Here is a 26,650-nt window from a genome sequence, read left to right as displayed (position 1 = left end):
AATTGAAAAACTTTAAAAATGATTGTGGATACTGTGGGTTAAGCGAAGAATATTTAAAGACACTGTAATTAAGCGCATTAATAATGAAAGGCAACTTTAAAATAGCTTTTAGATAGTGCAAATAGATAGTGCAAAAAATTATTACCATAAATATATAACAGCCTTTAATGACTTAATGTAGGCTAATAATACTCCGTTAACAGATATGCGTACCTCTCAATATTTGCTTACTACCACCCGTGAAACTCCAGCTGACGCCGAGATAATCAGCCATCAGTTGATGCTCAGGGGAAGTTTTATCCGTCGGCTTGCAGCAGGCCTCTATACCTGGCTCCCTCTGGGTTTACGCGTACTACGCAAGGTTGAAAACATTATCCGCGAAGAAATGGATAAGGCTGGCGCCCAGGAAGTATTAATGCCGGCAGTACAGCCTGCTGAGTTATGGCGAGAAACAGGGCGCTGGGAGCAATACGGGCCAGAGTTATTGCGTTTTACTGATCGTCATCAACGATTTTTCTGCTTTGGTCCTACTCACGAGGAAGTAATTACTGATCTCATCCGCCGTGAGATACGGAGTTATAAACAGCTGCCCGCCAATTTTTACCAAATACAGTTGAAATTCAGGGATGAAATTCGGCCCCGGTTTGGAGTCATGCGGTCACGGGAATTTTTAATGAAGGATGCCTACTCTTTTCATCCAGACCAAACATCATTAGCTCAAACCTATAACCAAATGTATGAAACCTATTCTCGCATCTTTGATCGAATCGGGTTAACCTTTCGAGCAGTACAAGCTGATACTGGGGCCATTGGCGGCAAAACATCCCATGAATTTCATGTGCTTGCTGCCTCTGGTGAAGATGCCATTGCCTTCTCGGATAAAAGCACCTATGCTGCCAATGTAGAATTAGCTGCTGCCCTTCCCCCTACAGATAAACCTGCCTCGCCAAAAGAAACGCTTTCTTTAATAGAAACACCAGGGCAGTGCACTATTAAAGAAATAAGCCAATTCCTTAACATTCCATCCTCGCGCTGCATCAAAACCCTGTTAGTGCAAGGCAGCGAGGGAGAATTAGTAGCTCTCGCGCTACGGGGTGATCATGAACTCAATGCGGTGAAAGCGCAAAAGCTTCCCCAAGTGGCCAACCCTCTTCAGTTTGCCACACCCGAACAGGTATGGAAAACTTGTAATGCATCTATCGGCTCCATAGGCCCCATGGGTCTTGCGATCCCCCTTATTGCAGATCACGGCGCGGTCCAGTTAACAGATTTCGCCTGTGGTGCCAATATGGAAGGTAAACACTTCACTGGAGTTAATTGGGGACGTGATTTACCTGAACCCAGCACGGCTGATATCCGCAATGTGGTCGATGGCGATCCAAGCCCCGATGGAGAGGGAACCTTATCCATTGCCCGGGGTATCGAGGTAGGCCATATTTTCCAGCTTGGCGAAAAATATAGCCAGGCTATGAATGCTACGGTGCTAGATGAAACAGGTCGAGCTATCAGCTTGGCAATGGGCTGTTATGGTATTGGCGTCTCTCGCGTGGTAGCTGCCGCTATTGAGCAAAATCATGACGAGCATGGCATTATCTGGCCTGCGTCCATTGCCCCCTTCCAGCTAGCGCTTGTCCCTATTAACGCGCATAAATCAGCACGAGTAAAGGAAATGAGTGACCGGCTCTATACAGAGCTACAAGCAGCAGGATTTGAAGTATTGCTCGATGACCGGCAATTACGCCCCGGCGTAATATTTGCTGATATGGATCTAATCGGTATTCCCTATCGTTTAGTGATCAGCGAACGGGGATTAGAAAATAATACTGTAGAATACAAGCGACGTCAGGATGGAAAAACCTGCGCTATTCAGCTAGATAACTTTATTTCCGGACTCAAGGCCGAATTAAAAGCTCCGATATCTAGGAGGTGATGAAGCCCCTAGATTATAGTCAGTTATTTATGTTAATTTTTTTTTATACCCTGCTGGGTATAACAGCCGCTGCTGAACTACCAGAACTAGATAGACAGATAAGGCACCAGCTCGTCTCCGCCGCTGGAAAAAAGGACGGTTTTAAAGACCGGTTTCATGCCCAAGTATGGCTACTGGATATGGAATACCGCTTTAGAACTCGTATTCCCCAACTCAAAAAGCGCCTAGCAATCCTGCGTTTAGTCCACCGTGAGGCGGTCCAAGCAAATCTAGCCCCTGAGCTCGTACTTGCCATCATCGAGGTGGAAAGTAATTTTAACCGTTTTGCTATTTCTGAAGCTGGCGCCCGCGGCCTTATGCAAATTATGCCTTTCTGGCTCAAAGAAATTGGCCATAAAGAAGATAACCTCATGGACATTGCAACCAATCTGCGTTTTGGTTGTACGATCCTTCGACGCTACATTAACCGTGAAAAAGGCGATCTTACCCGCGCCCTAGCCCGCTATAACGGCAGTATCGGAAAAACGTGGTATCCAAATAGAGTCTATAAAGCCCTTCGCCATTGGCAGTAATAGGTATTTTTCCGCTCGTCAGCTCAAAAAAAGCCCCGGCTTTAGCTGGGGCTTTTATAAGATCTAACAAAAAATATTGCGACCGCTCGCTCTTATATTTAATTCCTTATCGAACGAGTCTCCACTCCGGCTAGCGGGTTACGGTCTGTCCAATCTATCTCATCCATGATGACCATCTCGCCACGCCGCTCACTTGCATCAAGATCGGTATGCTCCACAGGAGCATGCACAAGGTTTTGATGGCAATCAATGCAGGTCCAGCCGTCATCAAGCTTTTTGTGAGCCCGCTGGCCAGATTTAGCTGCTGGTTGTGGATCCTGATGGCAATCCCGGCAGGTCACGCTATCCCATCCCTTTAGATTCATGCGGGCATGATGGGCCATTTCTTGCCGGCGCTCATTAAATTTTTCAAGTGTAGAATAATCGTTAACAAGTTCTAAATAAAGCTCTCGCGCCCCATCCACTACATGAGTATAAACTGCCTTGTGGAAGTTCCCTAACCCCTGAGGAATATGGCAATCCTTACATTGGGGTTGCAAACCAAACCTGCCATAATGAGCGGACTCTTGCAATTCCTCATACGGATAAGACATCGAATGACAACTAGTGCAAAAGGTGGTCGTTGATAACGCCGCCTCGCCTCCAAAAACGATAACAATTAGAGCAAATAGCCCCCCCGCTCCGACCGCAACCGGGCGCCAATGAACTTTAAAATACTCAACAATGGCTTGCCACCATTGTTTTAATTTAGATAGCATATTATTTTACTCCTACCATTTATTTTTTCTGCGGTGGCGCAGCATGCTTTTGGAATTCTTCATGGAACGATGCGACCGGATCACCAGAAAAAACGCCCTCTAGCTTATAATGCTTGTGCATCGCTTCATCATTATGCACCGCTTCTTCAAAATTGAACTCGTATTTCGGATCCACTTCAGGAGTGAAGGGGGTATAGGGCTCTTTAGCATGAGGCCATGGCGAACCTTCGTAGTTAAGGTGACAAGCATTGCAACGCTCTTCAAATTCCTTATCGGTAAAAACCTGCCCGATAGCGGCGAGCTCCTGCCGAGAAGTAGTTTCCTGGGACTCTTCAAACTTTTTGGCCGCATCTTTATGGTTATGCTTGTACCTGGACCCAGGACCATGGCAGGATTCGCAACCAACACCCTGTAAATACTTTTTCAAGCGGTTGGAGAGATCAATTTCGTAGCCCCCATCTTTCCTAAACCCGGTCACATGGCAACCGACGCACTCAGGATCTTCAGTATAATCCTCATCAGGGTCCAGCCCTGCTTTTTCCTTGGCCTCTACCTCTTCGCCAGGCTCTAAAGACTTCATCGCCTGTCCATGATCCGTTTCAAGCCATGAATCATACTGAGACTCATGGCAACTCTTACATTTCTTAAGGCCATCGTAGGGTGGTTCCCCTTGAGCCCACACCGTTCCCATAGCGATCGCCAATAGAGCATAAAAGAATGTATATCTAATTATCTGGTTCATAAATTTTCTCCTTTAGAGGAAAACACTAATTAACCAGCATCATTAGCAGGCGGCAACGAATAAACCCAATAACTGCCATACTGAGCGACCAGCTTGAGCACTTCAAGTTCCATTGGGTTTGAGGTGCTAAACGGTAGCAGTTTGACTATCAGAGCATTTTTATCAGTGTCGCCAGTCAAAAAATAGGTGCGGATCGTGTCCTCATCTGAACGATGCACTAAATATGACTCATAGCCATTTTCCGCTATCCAGTCCTTAACATGGGGAATTAAAGCATGAACTCGTCTGCCGCCGGGAAAATCCTTATAACCAAGGCCGAAACGCTTGGGCTCCATCGCGCCTAATTTATAGGCATCCGACCAGTGCACAACAACATATGCTTCTCGGCCATCCGATAATTCCCTTAGTATCGATACACCCTTAGCTTCATCGGCTAATAAGGCTTCTGCAACACGCTTTTGGCGAGTCTCCGCCTCACCTGAGTTGGTTACTTGCCAAAAATCACGCTCTAAGTTTTCAATCGCCTTTCGCTGATCAACCCAAGGAGTCGGGATTAATAGCGGTTCCGCTAGATTTCCATTGAATAGAGTGTTTACCCCAGTAAGCAATTCAAGCCGACGGGAAGTATCCCACCAGCTCAGCACCATAGCTTCAGACGGTACATGCTCAGTGATTCCTCGAGCTAATTTAGTCAAATCTTCGATGCTACTACTAATCGCTAGCAGCGGTTCAATAAGGTTGTTTTTCCACTCCAGTAACACGGGAGCTTGATTGTCCTTAGAACCTGTATATAGCTCTACTAAAGGTTCCTTTTGTATTTCCTCAGCAAGTAATTTATATTTACGGACAGTTATTCCCCCGTAGGCATCAAGCCCTAACTCGGGAAATTCTTCCACTCCACCTTCTGCCACCTTCTTATATTGGTATGGCGCTTCCTTACCGCCAGCCGGGCTCAGTAATGCCCAGCCAAGCCAGCCCAAGAGGAGAAGCCCCCCCGCTATCAGCATTATGCCAATAAGCGGGAGAGCTTTACTCGTTCCCTCTTTTGAGGAAGGTGGCATAGTATTTTCAGCCACAGACACAGGCGCTTAACCTTCCGTTTTTTGCTTGCGCCGCCAGGCTACTAAACCCACACCGGCAAGCACCATACCGCCGCCTAGACCGCCCACAACAGCTCGCTCTACCTGGCTATCCAGATCTAATAGCTTCGCAGCCTTTACATCTCCTTCTAGCGTAGCAACTTGGGCTTTCAATTTGGCAAACGCTCTAAGCTGGGTATTCGCATCCTGGATATTGGTATAGCGTTCCAGCAATGGCCCCCAGCCTTCTGTGTAAGTCCAAAAACCTGGGTTTACGTGGGCCAGCGCCTTATAATGCTTGAGCAGATCCTGCTCCCACATTTTTGCATATTGCAACTCCACTGCAGTGGGGTTGTTGCCCTTCGCAATAAACAGCTGGAAGAACTCCCCTGGAGCATCGTGCTCTGGCTTGGGTGGCGCGGGACGGTTGGTTTTCTGGCCGGGCAGCAAACCATCCTCATATAGGGCCTCAACAATTTGTTTCGCCTCTAACTGCTTTTTAAGGCCCGAGATAATGCCATTGTCTACAAACTCAAGGTAAGATTCGGCAAAGGTGGCGGAATGGCAATTAGTACAAGTTTCTATCCACGCCTCGTTGCGGTACTCATACCATTCATGCTCAAGGTTATTGGCGATTTTCTCTTGGGGATTAAAGGCCCACCGTACCTTACGCACCACGTTGTGGCCAAATCTGCCTTTGTACTCCATATGGCAGAAAGCACAGGTCGGCGCAGTTTGCCCATTTTCCGCAATAGCATCCTTAAGCGGCACTTCCCAATCCCAGGTATCCCCTAGCATCAGGTAGGTGGTACCGTGCTTAGACATCAAGTAGTTTTCATACTCGTTGTGATCCGCCCCATTATGGCAATTACCACAGGCATCCGGCTTACGGGCTTCTACTGCTGAGAACTGATGGCGAGTATGACAAGTGTCGCAGCGGTTTTGATTGATATGGCACATGGTGCAACCATCCGCAACTTCCCGGTCTTCCATTGCCGCCCATGTGGCAAGATCTACATTAGCTTGATAATCAAGGGCGTGGGAGGGGCGTCCTGGAGGCCAAACTGGATCGATTTTGTTACCTTTTACATCCGTATCTGGCCAAGTAAGAGTATCGCGTTCCGATTCCCGTTCGGCAAACTGTTGTAGGTGGCAGATTCCGCAAACGGCAGCATCGGGAAGGCGAAGATCCTGATTATGGTGGCCTTTTTCAGCGCCAACACCAACATGACAATCGATACAGCTAACTTCTTTCAGATTCTCATTCTTTTCCAGCTTACCCATTGAGCGAAGGTTTTTTTCCACCTCCTTTATAAGTTTTTTCTTATAATAGCGGGAATCGTCCTTGGGTAAATCACGGATTTCGTCTAAATTCGCATGGACACTCTTTCTCCAGGCGTGAACCCAACCCCGGGTTTCATCTTCGTGGCATTCTATACACTCCTCGCGGGTAGCCACCTTAGCTGGTTGAGCGGGCGGCGAATAATAAGTATAAGGGTCCAAATATTGGCTAAAGGGAAGAGGTTCCCAATATTCGGCATACTTACCCTCCCCATGCCCTTGGGCTGGATCGTAATAACGCTCGGTTATTGCCTCATATAACTCTTTGGGCGAAGCTTTATATTTATCCACCCCGAGAGCCTCATAAAGCTCATCCGGGATATCAGCACTTGCATTGCCCACGAATAACAAGCTTACGCTAAAAACCGTAGCAATGGCTCGCAAGAGCCTTTTAATTATACTGTCACTCATAATTGACCTCTAATTGCACTGTCACTCATATTGACCTCCTTCGCACCCGGAGTCCTAAAGCATAAATGCTATGTTTTTTGTGGTTATATGGTTTACTGGCCTCAATGAAAAGTACCACTTATATGCAAAACAAGGAGACCAATAGAGCCAGTTTAATATTACAGCATGGTACCAATTATTGTTTCTAAAATACTGGATATAGCTGCGAGCAAAGCGACTAAGCGATTGATAATATAGTAGAATTACAATCTTTCTAACTAAATAACCATAACGGCTTAGGCTTAGAAATATAGCCTAGATCAGTAAAGCTCCGCTACCACACGCTGCAACTAGCGTTGAGTATAACAACAAAATAGTTCATTGCAACAAAGCCATGGTAGAGAGGTTTTGCGATTAACCATCTAAATGCCGTAGCCATGAATACAAGAGTATATATTTTAAACGGCACCAAAAAAACTTTTAAAATTGGCCCTATTTATGATCGCAAGAAATCGATTTAGAATAGATCCAAATATATTCTATAAAATTTCAAACACGATGAAAAACCAAGTGCTAAATTAAAGCTTATGCAATTACCGCTAAAGCTAGAACGCCAGAGCAAACAAACCTTACAAAACCAGCTTTTCGAACAAATTCGCAGCTTGATTTTGAGCGGTAAACTGAAGCCTGGTACACCCATGCCTGCCACCCGCTCTTTAAGCGAGCAGCTGGGAGTTTCCCGTAATACGGTACTCTTGGCATATGATCGCCTCATCGCCGAGGATTATCTTCAAACTCAAGAAGCAGTAGGCACCTATGTCAACTCCTACTTACCACCAGACTCTCTTGTCCTCAAAGCTCCCACACAACCACTTGTACTACCTGAAAAGCCTCAATCAAGGCGGCATCCCATATTATTTCGAGGCCGGGCTCAAAAGGTAGCTAATTCCCAGCGAAGCCGCCTCGCAGTAGATTTTCGAGTGGGGCGTTTGGATCCTCACTCTTTCCCTATTAAAATCTGGCGTCGGCTAATTTTACGCCATCTGGGCGCAGGCGGAGCTAATCTAACAGAATATCGCAATCCCATTGGGATTCTAGCCCTACGAGAAGCAATAGCCAACCACCTAGGACCTGCTAGAGGTATTGCTGTTACTCCAGAACAAATTATTGTGGTCAGCGGCAGCCAACAAGCCCTAAACATCGTCGCCCGTTTATTGATAGCTCAAGGAACCCGGGTGGTCACAGAATGCCCCTGCTACCAGGGAGCTGCTTATGTATTTGAAAGCTATGGCGCCCAACTCCATCCTGTGCCAGTGGATCAATATGGACTACAGGTCTCAAAACTTCCTCTTGCGCCCGTGAGTTTGGCTTATGTTACCCCCTCCCACCAATATCCTATGGGGTCAACCCTTTCCCTAAAACGCCGCGTTCAATTATTAGACTGGGCTGGACAAGTCGGTGCGTACTTGATTGAGGATGATTACGATAGCGACTTCCGGCATAATGGCTCCCCATTGACAGCTTTAGCAGGATTGGATCCCTATGACTGTGTGATTTATATGGGAACGGTATCAAAATCGATTGGTGCCGGACTTCGTCTTGGCTATGTCTTAGTTCCAGAGGAGTTAATGGAACCTGCAAAGACAGTCAAGGCCTTACTAGACAACGGTAATCCTTGGCTTGATCAAGCAATTCTAGCCGATTTCATCTCTGGCGGTGGCTACGCCAAGCACCTGCGGCAAATACGGCGAATGTATCTCCGTCGCCGTGACTGCCTAATAGCCGCCTTAAAATACCATTTTGGAGAGGTTAAACTATCGGGATTAGAGGGAGGAATGCATATTGTTTGGCATCTGCCCCCCGATTTCCCTACAGCCATCGAAATGCAAGCAATTGCTCGGGAAACAGGAGTTGGGATGTATGCCTTAGAGAGCGGAGGCGCCTATGATTACGGTTATAAGGAATACAGTGAACGCACCCTCCTCCTTGGTTATTCCTCTCTTCCCGAAACCCAAATTCGTGCAGGAATTGCCAAAGTAGCAGCGGCGTTTTTAAAGGTGCTAGGCAACCCCCCAGTAAAATCCAAACTGGCTTCTAGCTAATTGAAGTTACTCCTATAAAATCTATAGATCGATTTCTTTATCATAACGAGGTACCTTATGAACCAATCTAATTCTATCCGCCACAAAATCCACTGCTTATGGAAAATCGCCGGCTTCGCCTTGGTTGGTTATACAGCCTTCAGCCCAATGACATACGCAGCGGATTCATCTCCAGCGCTTTTTAACATCAATAACGAGCTTCTCCAGCCGGAAGGTTATAGAGAGTGGGTTTATGTTGGCACCACGGTAACACCCCATGATATGAACAACGGTAAAGCCGAAGTGCCCGAATTTCATAATGTCTATATCGATCCGAAAAGTTTTACCCACTGGAAAAAAACTGGCCAATTTCGAGACGGAGCCATGGTAGTGAAAGAACTTCTCAGCGTAGGCGCTAAAAAGGCATTGACGGGTAATGGTTACTTTATGGGGGAGTTTACCGGTTTAGAGGCAGCCGTGAAGGACTCCAAACGATTTCCCGACGAACCAGGCAACTGGGCCTATTTTATGTATGGAATGAAATACCCTTTACCACGTAAAGCTACGGCTAAACCTACTGCTGAATGCAATGCATGTCACCAGGCCAACGCCAAAGACGATTGGGTTTTTACTCAATATTATCCGGTTCTTCAAGCCGCAAAGCCCAATAAGTAGCAGGCAAAAGTAAGAAGTCAACAAAAAAAGAGGGGGTATTTAAACCCCCCTCTTTTTTTGTATCATAAATAATATTATAAAAATGTTTCTTCCACTACATATCTATCCCCGCCACCTGCTTATTGGCATTAATATGGCAGTGGTACCAGAAGGCTCCTGTTTTCTCTGCTTTCCAACGGTAAGTGAAATCCCCGCCAGCTTCAATAGCTTCTTGTATAGATAAAAACCTTTTCGTCTTTTCCGATGGCCCATCATTGTGTTGGTTATCCATCTCATGGACACCATGCCAACGAACGGTGTGATCAACAGGGGTATTGTTTTTTACATGAATAACAACATCATCACCTTCCTTAACATGGACAACAGGGCTCTCATTCTGCCCATCGGAAGAAAGCACGCTTATTTCACCAATGGGAACGGTAAACACCCACTCTTTTGCCCAAGTTTGCTGAGAGGATAAAAGCATCCCCAACAAAATCAAAACAAACCCACTCAAAAATTGGCCTCCAGATTGTTGAACATTATTCCACACTGTATTGAGAAATTTCATTTGATTATCTCCATTATGTTTGCATTACAGATACTTTCATTAGAAAACCAAGCTACCAGAAAATGTATTTTATTTACGTCTTTCAGCGTAAAAAGAAAGACATATTCAATATGCATTTCCTATGGAAAGAAGAAGCATATAAAATACATCTTATAGGTTATTTATATACCCAAATAAAAAAGATGTCAAGTAAGGAAATAAATTTTCTGCTTGCTATGTTCTTTTTTCAAAAACACAGAAGGCTTCAAGCCCTTTGCCGCATAATAGTAGCAGTCTAACGCACTTCAAACATCTGAATTTCTGGAATTTCTACCATTTCAGATTGCACATCAACCACCTGTGCTAAAGTTGGCCCCCGCCATAACCATTTCTTAAGCGCTTCAACCGCCTCAGCTTCCCCTTGCAACAAAGCCTCTACCCTACCATCAGGTAAATTACGCACCCACCCACGGACGCCCAACTCCATGGCTTTTTCCTTGGTAGAAGCACGAAACCATACTCCTTGAACCCGACCAGCAATGAGGCATCGTACACAAGTAACCACCTTTGCCCCCTACTCTTATATCTTTCTACTAGCAGAAATCTAGAACAAGATTTTCAAACAAGAATATTAAGGAGGTGACATAGCTTCTCAAGCAACTTGGACTGGAATGGCATTCCCCGTATGGGTGATAAAATTTCGATCATCCAGATAAATTAAAAGTGGCTTAAATGAATCCATCTCACTACGTTCAAACACCGCATAGGTACAAATAATGAGCCGATCACCAGGGCAAGCTTTATGAGCCGCGGCACCATTTACAGAGATTATACCGGAGTTATCTTCAGCCCGTATTGCATAGGTGACAAAACGCTCGCCATTAGTCAGATTGTATATATGAATCTGCTCATATTCCTGAATCCCGGCTGTGCTCAGCAAAACGCTATCAATAGCGCAAGAGCCCTCATACTCTAATTCGATATGAGTCACACAGGCGCGATGTAGCTTCGACTTGAGTAGAGTCAAATACATAGAATTAACAATCTCCCTTTGGCATTTTATCGTGACCGATCTCAATTCTGTCCATTCAAAACCTCATCGGCCCAACAAAAGCTGGCATTTTCTAACTCATAGCCCCAGGGTAATCTTCCCGAGCATCGGAAGTCTCACTGCTCCGCCTGCCTACTATAGCATCCACGACACAGGCAGCGGATCATTAGACATCTATATGTAATTCCAACAATTAGATACTCAATAATATTTGTATTAATTATTACGCTTTAATCAACTGACTTCAACTGAACCTGCATATTATCGATAAGGCGGGCTTTTCCTAAATAAGCAGCCGCCAAAACCACTAAATTATTCTCACGCCCCCCTGGCTCAGCTAGATCCTCAGCCCTTCGAATATGAAAATAATCAGGACAAAAACCAGCCGTCACCAACCTTTGCCGGCCTTCTTCTTCTAAAATCGAGAAATTACGCCAGCCCTCTTTAATAGTTTCCGCAGCATGGCTAAGAGCGCCAAATAATATTGGAGCTCTCGCCCGCTCTTCTTTAGTAAGGTAACTATTACGTGAGCTCAATGCCAAACCATCCTTATCTCGCACCGTAGCTATGCTCTCAACCTCTACAGGCATGAGGAGATCTGCGACCATGCGCCGAATAATAAGTAGCTGCTGATAATCTTTTTCGCCAAATACCGCAACCTGGGGCTGTATAATATTAAATAATACCGCTACAACCGTAGTTACCCCTCTAAAATGCCCTAACCGAGAAGCTCCTTCCAGAATATCCGAAAGGCCAGGTACCTCAACGTGGGTTACGTTTTCCAACCGCTGTGGGTATATATCTTCCAGCGATGGAGCAAAAACTACCGCTACCCCATATTCGTCTAAGTACTGCTGATCTTTCTCAAAGGTCCGGGGATAGCGCGAATAATCATCCCGGTCATTAAACTGGAGCGGGTTGACAAAGATACTGACGATCACCCGATCCGCTAATTGGGCGGCCCGTTCAACCAGAGCTAAATGACCTCTATGAAGGTTACCCATGGTTGGCACTAACGCAACTCTCTCGTGGGAGGCTCGCCAGCCTTCCACAGCGCTACGCACTGCGGCAACGGTCCGCAAGACCCGCATTAGTAGCTTAATTCAAGAAGAGGAAATTCATTTTTTTTTACAGCGCTGACATAAGCTTGGATCGCATTCGGAATATTGCTTGTTCCCTCGAGAAAATTGCGGCTAAAGCTTGGCGATTTCCCGGGACTAATACCTAACATATCGTAAAGCACTAGCACCTGACCATCACAATAAGGGCCGGCACCACAGCTAATCACAGGAATCTTTAATGCATCCGTGATCTTGCTACCAAGGCGGGCGGGCACACACTCTAAAATCAGCATATCTGCTCCTGCTTCCTGCAAAATCATAGCATCTTCCTGAATCCGCCGCGCTGAGATTTCTTCCCTGCCTTGTACTCGATAACCACCTATCCGATGTACCGACTGGGGCAGTAATCCTAAATGGGCGCATACAGGAATACCGCGCGCTGTCAGATGTTCCACGATCTCACCCAATAAACGCCCTCCTTCAAGCTTTACCATTTGCGCTCCCCCCTCGCGCATGAGCCGGGCAGCATTATCCATTGCCTGATTGGGGGTGGCGTAGCTCATAAATGGCATATCCGACAGGATAAAAGTACACTGACTTCCCCGTGACACATTCCGGCAATGGTAGACCATATCGTCCATGGTTACCGATAAGGTGCTCTCTTGCCCTTGGATCACCATGCCCAAGGAATCGCCCACCAACAATACTTCCACTCCGGCAGCTTCCAACAGGGCAGCAAAGCTGGCATCATAAGCTGTCAGCATAGTAATTTTCTCGCCCTGCCGCTTCATTTTCTGTAATTTAGTAAGAGTCAAACGCCCCATTAAGCTGGCCCTTTGCAGTCACAAAAACTAAATGCCATCGTTCTCCAAGCATTGTAAACCCCAGGGTGAACAGCCATAGGCGAGAGCGGCAGCTCTTCCTCTTCCCGGTATTATCGCATGGGGGGCTATTTCCGCTAGAGGATAAAGTACAAATGCTCGCTCATGCAATCTAGAATGGGGTATCGTTAGTCTCTCCGTAGTAATTTCTAAATCGCCATACAAAAGCAGATCAAGATCTAAAGTGCGCTCTCCCCAATAGCGCTTCCGAACACGATGATGGCCTTCCTCTATAGCTTGCAGCTTGGCAAGCAAATCATAGGGCTCCAGTACCGTATCTAAGGCTGCAACGGCATTAATATAATCGGGTTGATCCTGGGGACCTTGGGGAACACTCTGGTAAAATTTAGAATGCGCCACACGCCTAGTTTGGGGCAAGGCGGCAAGTTCAGATAGGGCTTGAGCAACTTGCCAACGGGGCTGATTAAGGTTGCTTCCTAGCCCAATATAAGCCCGGATCATGCTCCTAAACCTCCGTTGACGCCACCGGCTTATCCACCCGCTTCCTAGGCTTTCGGCGACGGGATTTGGTCGAAACTCTGACAAGGCGTAAACGTTCTTTTTCTCCCATTTCCTGAAATTCAGTCCACCATTGGCAAAGCTCCTCCTGATCTTCGCCAGATTGTGCCCGTAGCAACAGAAAATCATAGGCAGCCCGAAAGCGAGGATGCTGGAGTAAGCGCAGAGGCCGCTTACCCCGGCGATAAGCAAAACGTGGCTGTAAATACCAAATCTCACGCATAGGCAACGAGAACCGCCGAGGTAAGGCCACATGGTTGGTCTGATTGGCTAGTACGGCTTCTGCCGCCTCTCGCATTGCCTGGAATTCCGGCACCCCTTCTTGCTGATAGCGTTCAGTAAGCTTTCGGACGGGTTCCCATAGCAAGGCGGCAAAGAGAAACGCTGGGGTTACTGGCTTACCTGCTGCAATCCGGGCATCCGTATTATTGAGCGCCTGAGCTAAAAAGATTCGAGGAAAACCCTGTTCTTCCTCTCCTAAACAAGCCTCGGTTTGTGGAAATAGCCATCGGAATAGATTAAAACGGCGAAGTAGCTCGAAGGTCTGCACGGCACAACCGCCAAGGAATAGCTTTAATATTTCTTCAAATAGTCTTGCCGAAGGTATCTCTTGCAAAGAAGGGGCAAGTTCCCAAATCGGCGTTTCACTATCAGGATGGAGGGTAAACCCTAGCTTTGCGGCAAATCGAACCGCCCGCAACATCCGCACCGGATCTTCCCGATAGCGGGTTACCGGATCACCAATCAAGCGAAGTCGGCCAGCCTCAAGGTCTTCCATGCCCCTGGTATAATCCACGACGGAGAAATCTCGAATGTTGTAATATAAAGCATTAACCGAGAAATCCCGCCGCCAGGCGTCCTGTTCCAGAGTTCCATACACATTATCACTCACAATACGCCCATTCTCGCTCAATCCTTCTTCTGGAGGACCGCGAAAAGTTGCTGTTTCAATGATCTCCCGCCCAAAACGCAGATGAGCCAAACGAAACCGGCGCCCCACTAATCGGCAACTACGAAATAAATCTCGAATTTGCTCTGGCCTGGCATCCGTCGTTACGTCAAAATCCTTGGGCTCACGGCCCAATAACAAATCGCGCACACAGCCTCCTACCAAATAGGCGCTAAAGCCTGCTTTCTTTAGGCGATATAGCACATTAAGAGCCGGCTCACTGATATTGGCACGTGAAATTACATGCTCGGAACGAGGAATAATTGTAGGAGGATCGATAGCTATAACTCGTATAACCTCAGTTAAAAATAAATTAAACTCTTTAGAGTCTGCATAATGCTCTTACCCCCTTATTCTAATAGACTCCTGAACATCTCTTCGCTTCCCCTTATACTATCATTATATTCTGAATACGCTCGGGTATTTTAAGCGGAGTAACGCCGCCTCACCCTGAGAACAGCCTCTGCTTGAGCAAGCAGTGAGAATGTGTATAATATCAGGTCGTTATCCTTGAGTATTTATCGTCACTAGCTCCCATCGTCTAGCGGTCAGGACACCGCCCTCTCAAGGCGGTAACAGGGGTTCGATTCCCCTTGGGAGCGCCATTTACCACGGCTGCTTAACTATAAACGGGCTCCGTAGAGTGGAAGCAAAGTTCCATTAGTTTGTTGTTAGCAAAATCCTGATGTCTCCTCGTGTTCTACTCCAGAATTGACCGTTGCGGCCTTACTGCCTTAACATCTGCAAGCTATAATTATCAAGCATACTATCCGGCTATACTATACATGCTTAACTAGCCTTGCGATGAGGAGATTCTCCATAGTGCTGAAATCAAAACGTTTTTTAATAATCTCAGCGGTAGTAATTGCATCCTCTACCGCTCCCCTTTTATTCGCGGAACAACATCAACATCAACACCATCAAAATGCTCACCGAAGCCTTCTTGGAGACCTTCCCGCCAATAAACTTGAAGAAATCCGCGCTTTAGAAAATCCCTTACCGGACTCGCCTGACACCGTAGCAAAGGGCGCAGAAATTTATGCAGGAAAAGGTGGATGCGCCAGCTGCCACGGTCCGACCGGCGGTGGCGATGGGCCCATGGCCGCAGGTTTGAATCCCCCCCCTCGCAATTTTCAGGAACACCCCACCTGGCTGCACCATAGCCAAGGAGAAATTTTCTGGGTCATTAAGCATGGTATTCCAAACTCAACGATGCCTAGCTTCGATGGAATCTTGACCGATAAAGAAATTTGGGCCTTATTACGGTTTCTTCCCACCTTAACACCTGCTGCGGAAAGAGGGATGGAGGCAGGGGAACATCACCACCACGAACATGGGCACGCTGAGTCCGCCGACCCTCATGCCTCTTCCAAACACGGGCATGAGGGCCAGGAAGAGCATGGAAATATGCAAGAACACGCACACTAAATTTAAATAAGGCACTTAAAGAGCTAACTCGCCTTCATTGAAGGAGTACAGGGATGTACGATGCCCCCTAGCGAGAGTGCAAAATAAGGAGGCACACCAAGCGCCTGGGGGCCAAGTTACTTGCTTTAGCCATGAATTCGCACTATTACTGTCCCACTCTCAGAGCCTAGGTGAGGAGCACCCAAAGTGGAGGCGCTAGGAGCGGTCAAAAGGCTGAGACCAAGGTGATTCCTTCGTTGAAGACCGCTGAGAATCGCGAATTCTCCAGGCGGATGAAGTTTAGGTAGGCACAATACATGGCGAAACTCCAAGAGCTTATAAATAAGCTTGGAGGCGTTTGAGCCCTTCCTGCAACTGCTCCATTGAGGTGGTATAAGCAAAACGCAAGTGCTGCCGCGAGGCATTGCAACCAAAATCTACACCTGGAGTTACGGCAACTCCGATTTCCTCCAGCAGTTCCCGGGCAAAAGCGAAACTGTCCGCCGAAAACTGAGAGCAATCCGCATAAATATAAAATGCCCCTTGCGGAGTTACTGGAACATGGAAACCAAGGCTCCTCAATCCAGGCAAAAGGAAATCTCGTCGTCGCTGGAATTCCACCCGGCGCGTCTCCAAAACCTTCAGCGTTTCAAGCTTAAAAGCGGCAAGGGCAGCATATTGAGCTGGTGTAGAAGCAGCAAGAAAGAGGTTCTGGGCTAATTTCTCAGCGGCCCCAATAAAGTTTTTGGGCACGACTAACCATCCTAATCGCCATCCTGTCATCCCGAAGTACTTTGAGAAACTGTTGATTACCAATGCATGTTCCGAAAGTCCGAGGGCAGTAGCTGCTCTGCCTTCATAAACCAAGCCATGATAAATTTCATCAACGATAAGAGTCCCCATCCGGGACTCAACGCTCTCGATTAAAGCTGCCAGTGACGTTTGGGAAAGGAGGGTCCCCGTCGGGTTAGCCGGTGAGGCAACCAACGCAGCCCGGGTTTCCGGAGTCCAGTAGGAATCGATATGGCTCGAACTAAGCTGATAGGCGCTTGCTTCGGTTACTGGAATACCTATGATTTTCCCTTCTAAAAGCCGAGCAAAGTAGCGATTGCACGGATAACCTGGATCGGCCATAAGCACTGCCTCTCCCGGATTGAGTAAGGCAGCCATAGCCAGCAATAAAGCTCCGGAAGCACCTGGCGTTACAATAATGCGTTCCGGCGGTACCGTAATTCCCGCATCCTTGCTATACCAATTTGCAATAGCTTCTCGCAAGGCGGGTAATCCAACCGCCGGAGTATAGTGAATCCGTCCTGCGCGCAAGGCAGCAATTCCGGCCTCCACGATAGGCTGGGGCGTAATGAAATCGGGTTCACCGATTTCCATATGGACAATACTACGCCCCTGAGCCTCTAGCTCCCTCGCCCGCGCTAATAACGCCATTACCTGGAATGGTTTAATGTCTTCCATCCGCCGCGCTATTCGATCATTCACTCTTCATCCTCTCCGGATAAGCGCCGCAAAAGATCCACCTTCACGTATTCAAAACCATCCAATTTTCCACTCAATACTTGGCAGGGTTGGCCTGGCTCTCCCAGATGATTCAATACCAGATCCGCCCCCGCAAAATCCTCATCGCGAGTATAGTCATTAACGGTAACTACAACTCTAATCCCTGCGTCTACCGCCGCACGGACACCATTGGCAGAATCCTCGAAAGCAAGGCATTGACCAGCTTCTAATTGTAGCTGTTCCAAACAATAATCATAAATATCCGGCGCCGGTTTCTTGGCCTTTACTATATCCCCAGCGGCAATACAGTCGAACCAATCAAGCGCATGGCGGCCGATACCGGTACTGACTAAAGCGGTTACGTTTTCTGGCGTAGTCGTGGTCGCAATAGCCAGCCGCAAACCCTGCTCACGGGCAGCATGAAGAAGCCGCAACACCCCCGGGCGGAGGGGAATTCCCTGCTCTTTCAACAATTCTATATAATACCGGGTCTTAGCCTGATGCAGCTTAGCAATAAATTCATCTAATGCCACTGGAGGGCAGAAATCCTGCTGATAATGCTCTAAGTAATAACGAATGCGCTCCTTACCACCAGTAACCGCTAGCAATTGGCCATAAAGAGCGACATCCCAATGCCATCCTACCCTCGCTTCGCCAAAGGCCCGGTTAAACGCCACCCGATGCCCATCTCGTTCCGTTTCGGCAAAGGTTCCGTCGAGATCAAAAATTAATGCTTTAAGTTTCATTCCTCATTCCAAACAAATAATATTAACTCGTTTCCCTTAAGGATGGAGCAAGCTCATTAAAAAGCGTGAACATATACTTTTTTATTATGATAAAATCAGACGGATTTTCAATCCGAAAAACCAAGTAGTTGTCAATAGGGACAAGCGTTTATTGTGCTTTCAAAAAGGTTCTGGTATATATCCGCGACTATTTTTTGTCGTACTTAAGGAGCCAAAATATGGCCATTAATGACAGGAATCTGGTGCAATCTCTCCAAGAATTTACCCCCTATCAACAAAAAAAGGGGGAAGAATACATGAGCGAAGCGCAGATTGAGCATTTTCAAGAACTCTTGCTGAACTGGAGGCAGCGGCTTATGGAAGAGGTTGATCGGACTGTTCACCAGATGCAGGATGAGGCTGCAAATTTCCCCGATCCCAGCGATCGTGCCTCGCAGGAAGAAGAATTTACGTTAGCGCTACGCGCTAGGGATCGGGAACGTAAGCTTATCGGAAAGATTAATGAACGCCTACGGAGCCTTGATAAGGGCGATTACGGATACTGCGATGGCTGTGGGGCCGAAATTGGCATTCGGCGCCTTGAGGCCCGTCCCACAGCTACCCTCTGTATTGATTGCAAAACACTAGACGAAATCAAGGAGAAACAACGGGCCTGATTAGAAATCTGTGCCCCGTCCAAAAAGACGGGGCACCCCAAAACGCCCAAAACCTGCCTAAGCAAATTCGTAGAGTTCCTCCCAGCAATCAAAATAAAATATAAACTTCTCTATCCCTATAGCAACACTATAGGGCGCTTGCGTGTTTGCTCAAATATTCGGCCACCCCCTCGGCATCAGGACGGATAGCTTCTTCTCCCTTGCGCCACCCTGCTGGGCATACCTCGCCATGCTCTTCCGTAAATTGTAAAGCATCTACCACGCGCAGCATTTCTTCTACGTCACGGCCAAGGGGAAGGTTATTGACAACCTGATGCTGGACCACGCCATTTTTATCAATTAGAAAGGAAGCGCGCAGGGCTACGCCATCAGGGTGCTCAACCCCATAAGCGCGGGTAATATCGTGGCTTAAATCGGCTACCAGCGGGAATCCAATGGCGCCAATCCCACCATCTACTACCGGCGTATTACGCCAGGCATAATGGCTATACTGGGAGTCGACAGAAACACCAATGACCTCTACACCGCGCTCTTTAAAGTCTTCCAAACGGTTGTTATGGGCCAGGATTTCCGAAGGGCAAACAAAAGTAAAATCCAGAGGATAGAAGAAGAGGACGACATATTGACCGCGCGCATCAGAAAGACGGAAATTTTCTTTAATGGTACCATCAGCCATCACGGCAGGAGCAGAAAAATCAGGGGCAACTTGTGTAACTAGTACGCTCACAGCATATTCTCCTTTCGATAGGTTATCAACATGAATTTACCGGGGAGGAAGATTAAGGAATTTTTAGCAATTTTTATCTTAAAATCAAGAGATAATAAGCATAAATTCGGCTAAGTTCCCTGCAAAGAGTTTAACGACTCAGACGTACCCTTCACCTACCTAATGCTCGTAGCTAGGAGTTCCTGCCTCCCACTAAAAAATGCAGGCCAGCTGCCTTTCGGTACAAAATCTTAAATTATTCTCTTTGATGATAGACTACAAGGGCGGGTTTTCATCGCTCCTAGCCAAGGAGGCAAGACAATTTCACACGATATCTCGTTTTTATTGCATATTTTGATAAAAAGCTTATTTTTCGTTATAAAAAAAGGAACCACGCTCTAAGAGCGTGGTCTATTTAGTTTAGCAAAAGCTTTCGCTTGCCAGAAAGGCGGCCCCGAGGCGCTTCCAAAGCCCTGGCAACCGAAGCCTCTTATTTTTATTTTTATATCGCAGACGCGGGAAACCACATCAGCAAGGAAACAGTGTATGTGGTCTTCCCGTTTTTTTTCATCTCCGTTTACGCAGGCCTATAGTAAGCACCTAAATACCTATAAATGTCAAGGGATTTAAAAACCTTAAACATCTACCACCACCCCGAATAAATTTTGATCTCAGCACGATACCTGCCATTATATTCCTAAGCCTCTCCATAAGGATTTTACCGGGAAGAAAGTTGTATATCTAAATTTATAAATATTGAGACATTTGTGTTATATTCATTCATACTGTTGTGATGAGATGTTCAATTGATTTGCGCAAACGAGTAATCGATTTTGTAAGGGGCGGTGGAAGCAAGGCGGAAGCGGCCCGGAGATTTCAGGTAGGCCGCGCGAGCATTTATCGCTGGTTGTCGCAGGATGATGCGCTGTGTTACGAGCGTCCCGGCCCTCGCCGTTCACACAAGCTGGACTGGGAGGCTTTACGGGTCCATGTGGAAGACAAGGCTGCTCTCACCTATAAAGAACGCGCCCGGCATTTTGGCGTTTCGTATTACTGTATTTGGCATGCGATGCACAAAATGGGGTTAACCCGTAAAAAAAATGACGGGGTACACGCAGCGCTGTAATATGAAAAGAAAGAGCTTTCTTCGCCTTCGTGAACGCTATCGCCGCCGCGGCAAAAGATTTGTCTATCTTGATGAAAGCGGTTTTGAGCCGGAGGTTTCCCGTCGTTACGCTTACGCTCCAAAGGGGCGGCGTGTTTATGGTCTGATCTCCGGTCATCGCAGACCGCGAACCTCTTTATTGGCCGCCCGTATGGATGAAGGCTTTGAAGCGCCGTTTCTATTTGAGGGAACCTGTAACACGGCTGTGTTCAATGCATGGCTGGAAAAAGAGCTTTGCCCCTTGCTCAACAGCAACCACATTGTCATCATGGATAATGCTCCGTTCCACAAAGCCGTTTCTTCACGTGAAATCATCAAAAAAACAGGGGCGGGAATTTTATTCCTCCCCCCTTATTCCCCTGACTTTAACCCCATAGAAAAAGACTTCGGAAATATCAAAAAAATCAGAGAATACAACGAACATGAAACCCTTGAGAATATCGTTGCAGCGTATCAGTAATTATAGATTTAGCTATAATTACGCAGTTCAACCACTCTTAGCAAATGCGCGTATAAAAAGGGCGTATAGTGACTAGAGTAATCCGCCGGAGCTTAGATACATCCACCGCTTTGCGAAAATTTGCCCCTCTTCCTGCATGGATAACCGGGTAGACATGCCTAAATATAAATCTAACCCCCCCCTTCACTCCCCAAGTCTCATAGGGTAAAATGTGCGCCACTATTTGCCAGATGCATAGGCAAATTTGCCCTTCCACGATAAAGAGCGGGAATATGTTAAATTGGGGCTTCATTCACCCATGAAAATGGCAGAGCCCACAAACCCTACTTAGCTCTCAACAATATTATCTCTGCCCCGGTAGCTCAGCTGGATAGAGCATCCCCCTCCTAAGGGGAAGGTCATACGTTCGAATCGTATCCGGGGCGCCATTTAAATATATGATTTGATTAGTAATCATTATATATTTATATCCCTACAATTAGCATGGTTATCTATCTCTGTCACAAAAAAACAGCTTCGCTAGCTGCTAATACAGAGGTAAGAAACACTATGACTACAATTAGAAAGAGAGGTAACTCCTATCAGGTACAGATCAGGTTAAAGGGACATAAGCCAGTTAATAAATCCTTCAAGGATAAAAGACTAGCCTTGACTTGGATTAAGCTAGCCTACTAGCGCTGAGCCTGTGTCGAAATTTTTATAACCAATCCATCACTCTACTTCCCAAGCTCAAAACTAGCCGAACTAGCCTCCGTAAGGCAATGCGGGAATGCGAAGCGCATCCCGTTTTAAGTACTAAATCTTACGTAGTTTGGATACTTGTACCTAGGATACACTTGTCACCACCAGCCAATAATGCCGTTATCGTTTATCATATCGTACGAAATACACTCAGCAACTAGGACCATAATTAGCTTACAGTTCAGAAACACCTTCGCCCGCTAGCTTCACTTCAGCTTCGCCAAGACTACAAGGAGGACTCAACCGGCGGCCGCCTTACTTGTATTAAGATATTGCTGCCTAATCTAATCCTTTTTGCCACTGATACCCTTTAAAGACTCCCCCTAAGCTAGCCGATAATCTTGGTGATTAAATAACAAATTCTAGCAAGATAGCTCCACCTAAAATGAGCGGCCAAAGTAAACTTTGTTAATCGAAGCACCTAGGAGATGAATATAACCACACAATGGCTAGGCTATAAAGGAAATAAGAAAAAATGAAGAATCAGAAAGAATCGATCAGAAAGATGGTCTCGTACTTGAATAATGACGAGAAAGACGGTGGTTATTGGCTACCCAACATTCAACGTCCCTTTGTTTGGTCAGAAGATCAAATCGAAAGGTTATTTGATTCAATCATGCGGGAATATCCTATAAGCACCTTATTAGTGTGGCGTACTAAGGCGGAGATTCGGCATCGCAAATTTGTTGATAACTACAAGCAGGGTTTACGTTTGACCGATTTTTATGTGCCTGAAAATAATTAAAGCCAAAATGCTTATTTTAGATGGGCAACAACGCTTGCAAAGCTTGTTCATCGGGCTTAAAGGTAGTTATGAAAAGAAGGAACTTTACTTTGATATTTTAAGTGGCGAATCGGCCGCACCGGAAGATGTTCGTTATCGTTTTCGCTTTCTTAGCAATTACAAAGCCGTATTTCCTTGGATTTGTTTCAAGGAGATCGTTTTCTATAACGGCATGCCTAATAGACTTGCTGATGAAGTGATTGCAAAAGCAGATAGAGAATTAAGTGATAATGACATAGCCAGAACTACTGAGAATGTCTGGAAGGCAATCCAGATGTTTGTACAGCATGAGGCATTAAGCTATCAAGAGCTGGATAGTGTCGATAATCCAGATGCCTATACGGAAAATGATATCGTTGAGATCTTTATTCGCGCCAATTCTGGTGGGACCAAGCTAGGTAAATCCGATCTACTATTCTCTCTTCTAACCTCCAGTTGGGAAGATTCGGATGAACGTATGGAGGAATTGCTTGATGAATTAAACCGGCCTGGTTATCACTTCACCCGTGACTTTGTCCTAAAAACCTGCCTGACCCTGTTAGGTAAAGGCGCTAGCTATGATATTGCAAAATTTCGCGATGGTAGAACAAGAGAGGCCATTATTGAACGCTGGGATGAAATATCGGCCGCTATTAGCGATGTAAAAGATTTTTTACAAGGGAAAACCTTTATTCGCACAGACCGAGCTTTACCCTCTTACCTAGGTCTGATACCTATTATTTATTTTAGGTTTAAATTTCCTGGAAAATGGGGAAATATTAGTAACTTAGATAGTTATATTCTACAGACTCTCCTCACTGGTTCCTTTGGTGGGAGACCGGATACTCTGATTGATAAATGTACTAGGCGTATCGATGAAATTTCTGATTTTGATGTCACAGAGTTATTCGGTGTTATCCGTGCAGATGGGCGTAGTCTTGAAGTAACTCGTGACACTATTTTAAATACTCGCTACAGCTCAAAGGATATTCACCTGTTGTTCAATCTCTGGTACCGGGATTTTAACTACCAACCGGCATATGAAAACAATTTACCCCAAGTGGACCATATATTCCCACAATCATTGCTGAAGACAGTGAAAGACGAAAATCCTGAAACGGGGCGGAGAAATATATTGCGCTATAAAACAGGCTTCCGTGACCAAATTGCAAACTGTATGTTATTGAGAACCCAAGAAAATGGTGCAGGAGGCAAAAGCGATGCTTTACCAATGCAGTGGTTTAGAGATAAAGACGATGAATATCTAGACCTCCATCTCATTCCCAAGGATAAGACTTTATGGGAATTGGATCGTTTTGAAGACTTTATTGAAGCGAGAAAGCGGCTGATTTTAGAAAAATTTCAATACCTATTACAATAATAGAGTGGTACTAAGGAACGTAAATGTCATTAAGAACCTGGGGTGGAATTATCCACCTCCGCAAAAACGCTCCGGAAGGCTCCTTCAAATAGCTGGAGCTTGCCAGCGATACTACCTAAGTAACAGTAGCGCGGCACCTGGCGAATATCATGATAGTGCGCCCTCTTCTATATTGCGGTAACCCCCCCGAGCCACCACCTCAATAATGCAATCCCACGGTACGTCTAGTCCATCTACCAACTTACCCCAACTCATTCTTGTGTGCCCGTACCTAAGCGCCTGCTCCCACCGGGGCGTAAATTTGGCACAGTCACGCTTGAATAAGCGTTGGGCGGTCTCCCATCTGAGCTTCTCATCCTTGGTAGAATGAAAGATCAAAGAATTTCCCTCTAAAGTTCAAGGTTTGCATCTATAATTCTCTGGTACTTTACTGTACCGGGGGATTAAGGTCAGATCAAAGCCGCTCCAAAACAATCTGCACGGCAAGCGCCTTGCGCTTTGGCAAAAAATCTATTTTACTAACAGGTGCTCCTTATATCTACAAATCAATAAGTTACCGCGCCAGGAAAAGATTATGAATGACAAAAATATTGAGTCCACTTTATGTGAAGAACGCCTTTTTTCCCCTCCAGCTGAATTTTCCGCCAAAGCCCGTATTCCCGATAGGGCCGCCTTCGATTCCTTGGTCCAAGCCGCAGACGAGAATTTCGAAGGTTTTTGGTCAGATCAGGCAAAGGCGGAACTCACTTGGCATAAACCCTTTGAAACGGTCCTGGACGACACTAACCCCCCTTATTATCGGTGGTTTACCGAGGGTGAGCTAAATGTCTCTTTCAATTGCTTAGACCGGCATTTGAAAGGAAAGGCCGATAAGGCGGCCATCATTTTTGAGGGGGAACGGGGGGAGGTCACAACCCTAACCTATCGCCAATTGCACCAGCGGGTTTGCCGCTTCGCTAACGTCCTTAAAGAACAAGGTATTGTCCCAGGCGACCGGGTCGTTATCTATCTGCCCATGGTCCCCGAAGCGGTCATTGCCATGCAGGCTTGCGCCCGTATTGGCGCTATTCATTCAGTGGTATTTGGCGGCTTCTCCGCTGAATCCCTAAAAGGCCGCATCGAGGATGCCGAGGCAAAACTGCTCATTACCGCCGATGGCGGCTACCGGGGCGGGCGCATCATCCAACTCAAAGCCGCCGCTGACCGCGCCTTGCAAGGAGGCTGCGTAAGTATTCAACGTGTTATTGTCCTACAACACACGGGCCACGAAATCGCCATGACCGGCGGGCGCGATCTATGGTGGCATCAAATCGAGGCCAAGGCGGATAGCCATTGTGAGCCAGTATGGGTAAACGCCGAGCATCCCCTATTCCTGCTGTACACTTCCGGCTCTACGGGTAAACCCAAGGGCATCCAGCATGCCAGTGCCGGTTATTTACTTGGCACCGCTACCACCATGAAGTGGGTCTTTGATATTCGCGATGAAGATATCTTCTGGTGCACCGCCGATGTGGGTTGGGTGACGGGCCATAGTTATACGACCTATGGGCCGCTTGCGGTAGGCGCCACCATGGTCATGTATGAAGGAGTCCCCACTTTTCCCGATCCTGGCCGCTTTTGGAAACTCTGCCAAGATCATAAGGTAACTATTTTCTACACTGCCCCCACGGCGATCCGCGCCTTAATGAAATGGGGAGATGATCTCCCCGCCAGCTATGACTTATCCCAACTAAGACTGCTAGGCACCGTCGGGGAACCCATCAATCCGGAAGCCTGGATGTGGTATTACCGCATTATCGGCAACGAGCGCTGCCCCATTGTCGATACATGGTGGCAAACAGAGACGGGAGTCCACATGATCTCCCCGATTCCTGGCGCTATTCCCACTAAACCCGGCTCCTGTACGCTCCCTCTGCCGGGCATAAGTGCCGCGGTGGTGGATGAGAAAGGAGAATCCATTACCACGGCTGATCGGGGTGGGTATCTGGTCATTACCCGGCCCTGGCCCGCCATGCTTCGCACTATTTGGGGGGATGATCAACGCTACTACGAAACCTATTGGCGCAAATTCGACGGCAAATACTATGTTGCCGGTGACAGCGCCCGCCGGGATGAAGATGGCTATTTCTGGATTATGGGCCGGGCGGATGATGTCTTGAACGTCTCGGGGCACCGCCTGGGAACCATGGAAATCGAATCCGCCTTGGTGGCTTATCCTAAGGTGGCGGAAGCAGCCGTGGTGGGCCGCCCTGACGCTATCAAAGGAGAATCTATCCTGGCTTATGTCATTCTGAAAGGCGACCGCCCCGCTAAAAATGGAGACGGAGGCGCCCCCTTGGCTGAAGAGTTGCGGGCCTGGGTAGCCGAACAGATTGGACCTATTGCTAAACCGGATGAGATCCGGTTTGTGGATGGCTTGCCGAAAACCCGCTCCGGCAAAATCATGCGCCGCTTGCTTCGAACTATCGCCCAGGGTGAAACAATTACCCAGGATACTTCGACCCTGGAAAGCGAGGCGATTCTCGCCCAGCTTCAGGGCAAAGCATAGCGCGACC

25 protein-coding genes and 2 tRNA genes are annotated in these 26,650 nt (G+C 46.9%); 13 read left to right on the top strand and 14 right to left on the bottom strand.

Annotation, left to right across the window (positions count from 1 at the left end; all coding sequences use genetic code 11):
* Positions 1-205 precede the first annotated feature (205 nt).
* Both NOC_RS04885 and NOC_RS04880 read left to right on the top strand, forming a co-directional pair.
* On the top strand, positions 206-1,930 hold the full coding sequence (locus NOC_RS04885) for a proline--tRNA ligase (protein WP_002810516.1): 1,725 nt from the start codon (positions 206-208) through the stop codon (positions 1,928-1,930).
* Positions 1,930-2,502, top strand: coding sequence for a lytic transglycosylase domain-containing protein (locus NOC_RS04880; RefSeq protein WP_002809377.1), 573 nt, complete (start codon positions 1,930-1,932; stop codon positions 2,500-2,502). The genes NOC_RS04885 and NOC_RS04880 overlap by 1 nt, the downstream gene beginning before the upstream one ends.
* A 98-nt stretch (positions 2,503-2,600) precedes the next feature.
* Here the strand turns inward: NOC_RS04880 and NOC_RS04875 are convergent, their stop codons facing one another.
* From NOC_RS04875 to NOC_RS04860, 4 genes are read right to left on the bottom strand one after another with little or no spacing between them, the layout of a single operon-like run.
* Positions 2,601-3,260 (bottom strand): NapC/NirT family cytochrome c, encoded by a 660-nt coding sequence (locus NOC_RS04875; RefSeq protein ID WP_002809983.1) that lies wholly within the window; start codon positions 3,258-3,260, stop codon positions 2,601-2,603.
* Between the two features lie 19 nt (positions 3,261-3,279).
* Positions 3,280-4,002 carry a cytochrome c family protein gene (locus NOC_RS04870; RefSeq protein ID WP_002811312.1) on the bottom strand — a complete coding sequence of 241 codons (723 nt, stop codon included), beginning with the start codon at positions 4,000-4,002 and terminating at the stop codon, positions 3,280-3,282.
* A gap of 29 nt (positions 4,003-4,031) precedes the next feature.
* Entirely contained in the window at positions 4,032-5,078 is a 1,047-nt protein-coding gene (gene haoB / locus NOC_RS04865; RefSeq protein WP_002809963.1) for a hydroxylamine oxidation protein HaoB, read from the bottom strand.
* A 12-nt stretch (positions 5,079-5,090) separates the two neighbouring features.
* A complete protein-coding gene (locus tag NOC_RS04860) occupies positions 5,091-6,833 on the bottom strand; it encodes a multiheme c-type cytochrome (protein WP_011330506.1) in 1,743 nt (580 codons plus the stop codon).
* A 566-nt stretch (positions 6,834-7,399) separates the two neighbouring features.
* Here NOC_RS04860 and NOC_RS04855 point away from each other — a divergent pair.
* Together NOC_RS04855 and NOC_RS04850 are read left to right on the top strand one after the other, a co-directional pair.
* A complete protein-coding gene (locus NOC_RS04855) occupies positions 7,400-8,914 on the top strand; it encodes a PLP-dependent aminotransferase family protein (RefSeq protein ID WP_011330505.1) in 1,515 nt (504 codons plus the stop codon).
* Positions 8,915-8,971: 57 nt separating this feature from the next.
* Complete coding sequence (locus tag NOC_RS04850; protein WP_002811682.1) at positions 8,972-9,568, top strand: cytochrome P460 family protein; 597 nt, start codon at positions 8,972-8,974, stop codon at positions 9,566-9,568.
* A gap of 94 nt (positions 9,569-9,662) precedes the next feature.
* Here NOC_RS04850 and NOC_RS04845 read toward each other — a convergent pair whose 3' ends face one another.
* The 7 genes from NOC_RS04845 to pcnB form a co-directional block, all read right to left on the bottom strand.
* Positions 9,663-10,118 carry a multicopper oxidase domain-containing protein gene (locus NOC_RS04845; RefSeq protein ID WP_002808967.1) on the bottom strand — a complete coding sequence of 152 codons (456 nt, stop codon included), beginning with the start codon at positions 10,116-10,118 and terminating at the stop codon, positions 9,663-9,665.
* A gap of 274 nt (positions 10,119-10,392) precedes the next feature.
* Positions 10,393-10,662 (bottom strand): acylphosphatase, encoded by a 270-nt coding sequence (locus NOC_RS04835; protein WP_011330504.1) that lies wholly within the window; start codon positions 10,660-10,662, stop codon positions 10,393-10,395.
* 87 nt (positions 10,663-10,749) lie between these two features.
* On the bottom strand, positions 10,750-11,130 hold the full coding sequence (gene panD, locus NOC_RS04830; protein WP_011330503.1) for an aspartate 1-decarboxylase: 381 nt from the start codon (positions 11,128-11,130) through the stop codon (positions 10,750-10,752).
* Between the two features lie 248 nt (positions 11,131-11,378).
* The gene (gene panC, locus NOC_RS04825; protein WP_002811762.1) at positions 11,379-12,239 is read right to left on the bottom strand and encodes a pantoate--beta-alanine ligase; all 861 of its coding nucleotides are present in this window, start codon (positions 12,237-12,239) and stop codon (positions 11,379-11,381) included.
* On the bottom strand, positions 12,239-13,033 hold the full coding sequence (panB, locus tag NOC_RS04820) for a 3-methyl-2-oxobutanoate hydroxymethyltransferase (protein ID WP_002811560.1): 795 nt from the start codon (positions 13,031-13,033) through the stop codon (positions 12,239-12,241). The genes panC and panB overlap by 1 nt, the downstream gene beginning before the upstream one ends.
* 27 nt (positions 13,034-13,060) lie before the next feature.
* Positions 13,061-13,552 (bottom strand): 2-amino-4-hydroxy-6-hydroxymethyldihydropteridine diphosphokinase, encoded by a 492-nt coding sequence (gene folK / locus NOC_RS04815; RefSeq protein ID WP_002809016.1) that lies wholly within the window; start codon positions 13,550-13,552, stop codon positions 13,061-13,063.
* Positions 13,553-13,556: 4 nt separating this feature from the next.
* Complete coding sequence (gene pcnB / locus NOC_RS04810; protein WP_244860153.1) at positions 13,557-14,843, bottom strand: polynucleotide adenylyltransferase PcnB; 1,287 nt, start codon at positions 14,841-14,843, stop codon at positions 13,557-13,559.
* Between the two features lie 245 nt (positions 14,844-15,088).
* Here pcnB and NOC_RS04805 point away from each other — a divergent pair.
* Both NOC_RS04805 and NOC_RS04800 read left to right on the top strand, forming a co-directional pair.
* A tRNA-Glu gene (locus NOC_RS04805) sits at positions 15,089-15,163 on the top strand.
* A gap of 217 nt (positions 15,164-15,380) precedes the next feature.
* Positions 15,381-15,986 (top strand): c-type cytochrome, encoded by a 606-nt coding sequence (locus tag NOC_RS04800; protein ID WP_002809866.1) that lies wholly within the window; start codon positions 15,381-15,383, stop codon positions 15,984-15,986.
* Between the two features lie 315 nt (positions 15,987-16,301).
* On the opposite strand, the gene NOC_RS04795 is transcribed toward NOC_RS04800, so the two are convergent.
* Entirely contained in the window at positions 16,302-17,459 is a 1,158-nt protein-coding gene (locus NOC_RS04795) for a pyridoxal phosphate-dependent aminotransferase (protein ID WP_002810611.1), read from the bottom strand.
* Positions 17,456-18,223 carry an HAD family hydrolase gene (locus NOC_RS04790; RefSeq protein WP_002808692.1) on the bottom strand — a complete coding sequence of 256 codons (768 nt, stop codon included), beginning with the start codon at positions 18,221-18,223 and terminating at the stop codon, positions 17,456-17,458. Before NOC_RS04790 ends, NOC_RS04795 begins: the two co-directional genes overlap by 4 nt.
* Positions 18,224-18,441: 218 nt before the next feature.
* Between NOC_RS04790 and dksA the strand changes: the two genes are divergently transcribed.
* A complete protein-coding gene (gene dksA, locus NOC_RS04785) occupies positions 18,442-18,879 on the top strand; it encodes an RNA polymerase-binding protein DksA (RefSeq protein ID WP_002811640.1) in 438 nt (145 codons plus the stop codon).
* 127 nt (positions 18,880-19,006) lie between these two features.
* Here the strand turns inward: dksA and NOC_RS04780 are convergent, their stop codons facing one another.
* Positions 19,007-19,606, bottom strand: coding sequence for a peroxiredoxin (locus NOC_RS04780; protein WP_002810527.1), 600 nt, complete (start codon positions 19,604-19,606; stop codon positions 19,007-19,009).
* 772 nt (positions 19,607-20,378) lie between these two features.
* Between NOC_RS04780 and NOC_RS04775 the strand changes: the two genes are divergently transcribed.
* The 6 genes from NOC_RS04775 to acs all read left to right on the top strand — a co-directional run bounded on the left by NOC_RS04775 (position 20,379) and on the right by acs (position 26,643).
* The gene (locus tag NOC_RS04775; RefSeq protein ID WP_011330421.1) at positions 20,379-20,711 is read left to right on the top strand and encodes an IS630 transposase-related protein; all 333 of its coding nucleotides are present in this window, start codon (positions 20,379-20,381) and stop codon (positions 20,709-20,711) included.
* A gap of 1 nt (position 20,712) precedes the next feature.
* Positions 20,713-21,210, top strand: a complete 498-nt coding sequence (locus tag NOC_RS04770) for an IS630 family transposase (RefSeq protein ID WP_011330422.1) — start codon at positions 20,713-20,715, stop codon at positions 21,208-21,210.
* Positions 21,211-21,561: 351 nt separating this feature from the next.
* A tRNA-Arg gene (locus NOC_RS04765) sits at positions 21,562-21,638 on the top strand.
* Between the two features lie 788 nt (positions 21,639-22,426).
* Positions 22,427-22,696: a DUF262 domain-containing protein gene (locus tag NOC_RS17845; protein WP_011330502.1), complete on the top strand. Its 270-nt coding sequence runs from the start codon at positions 22,427-22,429 to the stop codon at positions 22,694-22,696.
* A complete protein-coding gene (locus tag NOC_RS04760; protein WP_011330501.1) occupies positions 22,677-24,095 on the top strand; it encodes a GmrSD restriction endonuclease domain-containing protein in 1,419 nt (472 codons plus the stop codon). The genes NOC_RS17845 and NOC_RS04760 overlap by 20 nt, the downstream gene beginning before the upstream one ends.
* Positions 24,096-24,669: 574 nt before the next feature.
* Positions 24,670-26,643 (top strand): acetate--CoA ligase, encoded by a 1,974-nt coding sequence (gene acs, locus NOC_RS04750; RefSeq protein ID WP_011330500.1) that lies wholly within the window; start codon positions 24,670-24,672, stop codon positions 26,641-26,643.
* Positions 26,644-26,650 lie beyond the last annotated feature (7 nt).

The organism is Nitrosococcus oceani ATCC 19707, from assembly GCF_000012805.1.
Taxonomy (GTDB): Bacteria; Pseudomonadota; Gammaproteobacteria; order Nitrosococcales; family Nitrosococcaceae; genus Nitrosococcus; species Nitrosococcus oceani.
Note: the sequence above shows the minus strand (reverse complement) of the source record. Positions and strands in the feature narration are given on the sequence as shown.

Excerpts from the sequence above, each read along its gene's own strand:
- NOC_RS04885 (WP_002810516.1), top strand. The coding sequence starts at position 206 with ATGCGTACCTCTCAATATTTGCTTACTACCACCCGTGAAACTCCAGCT.
- NOC_RS04880 (WP_002809377.1), top strand. The coding sequence starts at position 1,930 with ATGAAGCCCCTAGATTATAGTCAGTTATTTATGTTAATTTTTTTTTAT.
- NOC_RS04875 (WP_002809983.1), bottom strand. The coding sequence starts at position 3,260 with ATGCTATCTAAATTAAAACAATGGTGGCAAGCCATTGTTGAGTATTTT.
- NOC_RS04870 (WP_002811312.1), bottom strand. The coding sequence starts at position 4,002 with ATGAACCAGATAATTAGATATACATTCTTTTATGCTCTATTGGCGATC.
- NOC_RS04860 (WP_011330506.1), bottom strand. The coding sequence starts at position 6,833 with ATGAGTGACAGTATAATTAAAAGGCTCTTGCGAGCCATTGCTACGGTT.
- NOC_RS04855 (WP_011330505.1), top strand. The coding sequence starts at position 7,400 with ATGCAATTACCGCTAAAGCTAGAACGCCAGAGCAAACAAACCTTACAA.
- NOC_RS04850 (WP_002811682.1), top strand. The coding sequence starts at position 8,972 with ATGAACCAATCTAATTCTATCCGCCACAAAATCCACTGCTTATGGAAA.
- NOC_RS04845 (WP_002808967.1), bottom strand. The coding sequence starts at position 10,118 with ATGAAATTTCTCAATACAGTGTGGAATAATGTTCAACAATCTGGAGGC.
- panD (WP_011330503.1), bottom strand. The coding sequence starts at position 11,130 with ATGTATTTGACTCTACTCAAGTCGAAGCTACATCGCGCCTGTGTGACT.
- panC (WP_002811762.1), bottom strand. The coding sequence starts at position 12,239 with ATGCGGGTCTTGCGGACCGTTGCCGCAGTGCGTAGCGCTGTGGAAGGC.
- panB (WP_002811560.1), bottom strand. The coding sequence starts at position 13,033 with ATGGGGCGTTTGACTCTTACTAAATTACAGAAAATGAAGCGGCAGGGC.
- folK (WP_002809016.1), bottom strand. The coding sequence starts at position 13,552 with ATGATCCGGGCTTATATTGGGCTAGGAAGCAACCTTAATCAGCCCCGT.
- NOC_RS04790 (WP_002808692.1), bottom strand. The coding sequence starts at position 18,223 with ATGAAACTTAAAGCATTAATTTTTGATCTCGACGGAACCTTTGCCGAA.
- dksA (WP_002811640.1), top strand. The coding sequence starts at position 18,442 with ATGGCCATTAATGACAGGAATCTGGTGCAATCTCTCCAAGAATTTACC.
- NOC_RS04775 (WP_011330421.1), top strand. The coding sequence starts at position 20,379 with ATGAGATGTTCAATTGATTTGCGCAAACGAGTAATCGATTTTGTAAGG.
- NOC_RS04770 (WP_011330422.1), top strand. The coding sequence starts at position 20,713 with ATGAAAAGAAAGAGCTTTCTTCGCCTTCGTGAACGCTATCGCCGCCGC.
- NOC_RS17845 (WP_011330502.1), top strand. The coding sequence starts at position 22,427 with ATGAAGAATCAGAAAGAATCGATCAGAAAGATGGTCTCGTACTTGAAT.
- NOC_RS04760 (WP_011330501.1), top strand. The coding sequence starts at position 22,677 with ATGTGCCTGAAAATAATTAAAGCCAAAATGCTTATTTTAGATGGGCAA.
- acs (WP_011330500.1), top strand. The coding sequence starts at position 24,670 with ATGAATGACAAAAATATTGAGTCCACTTTATGTGAAGAACGCCTTTTT.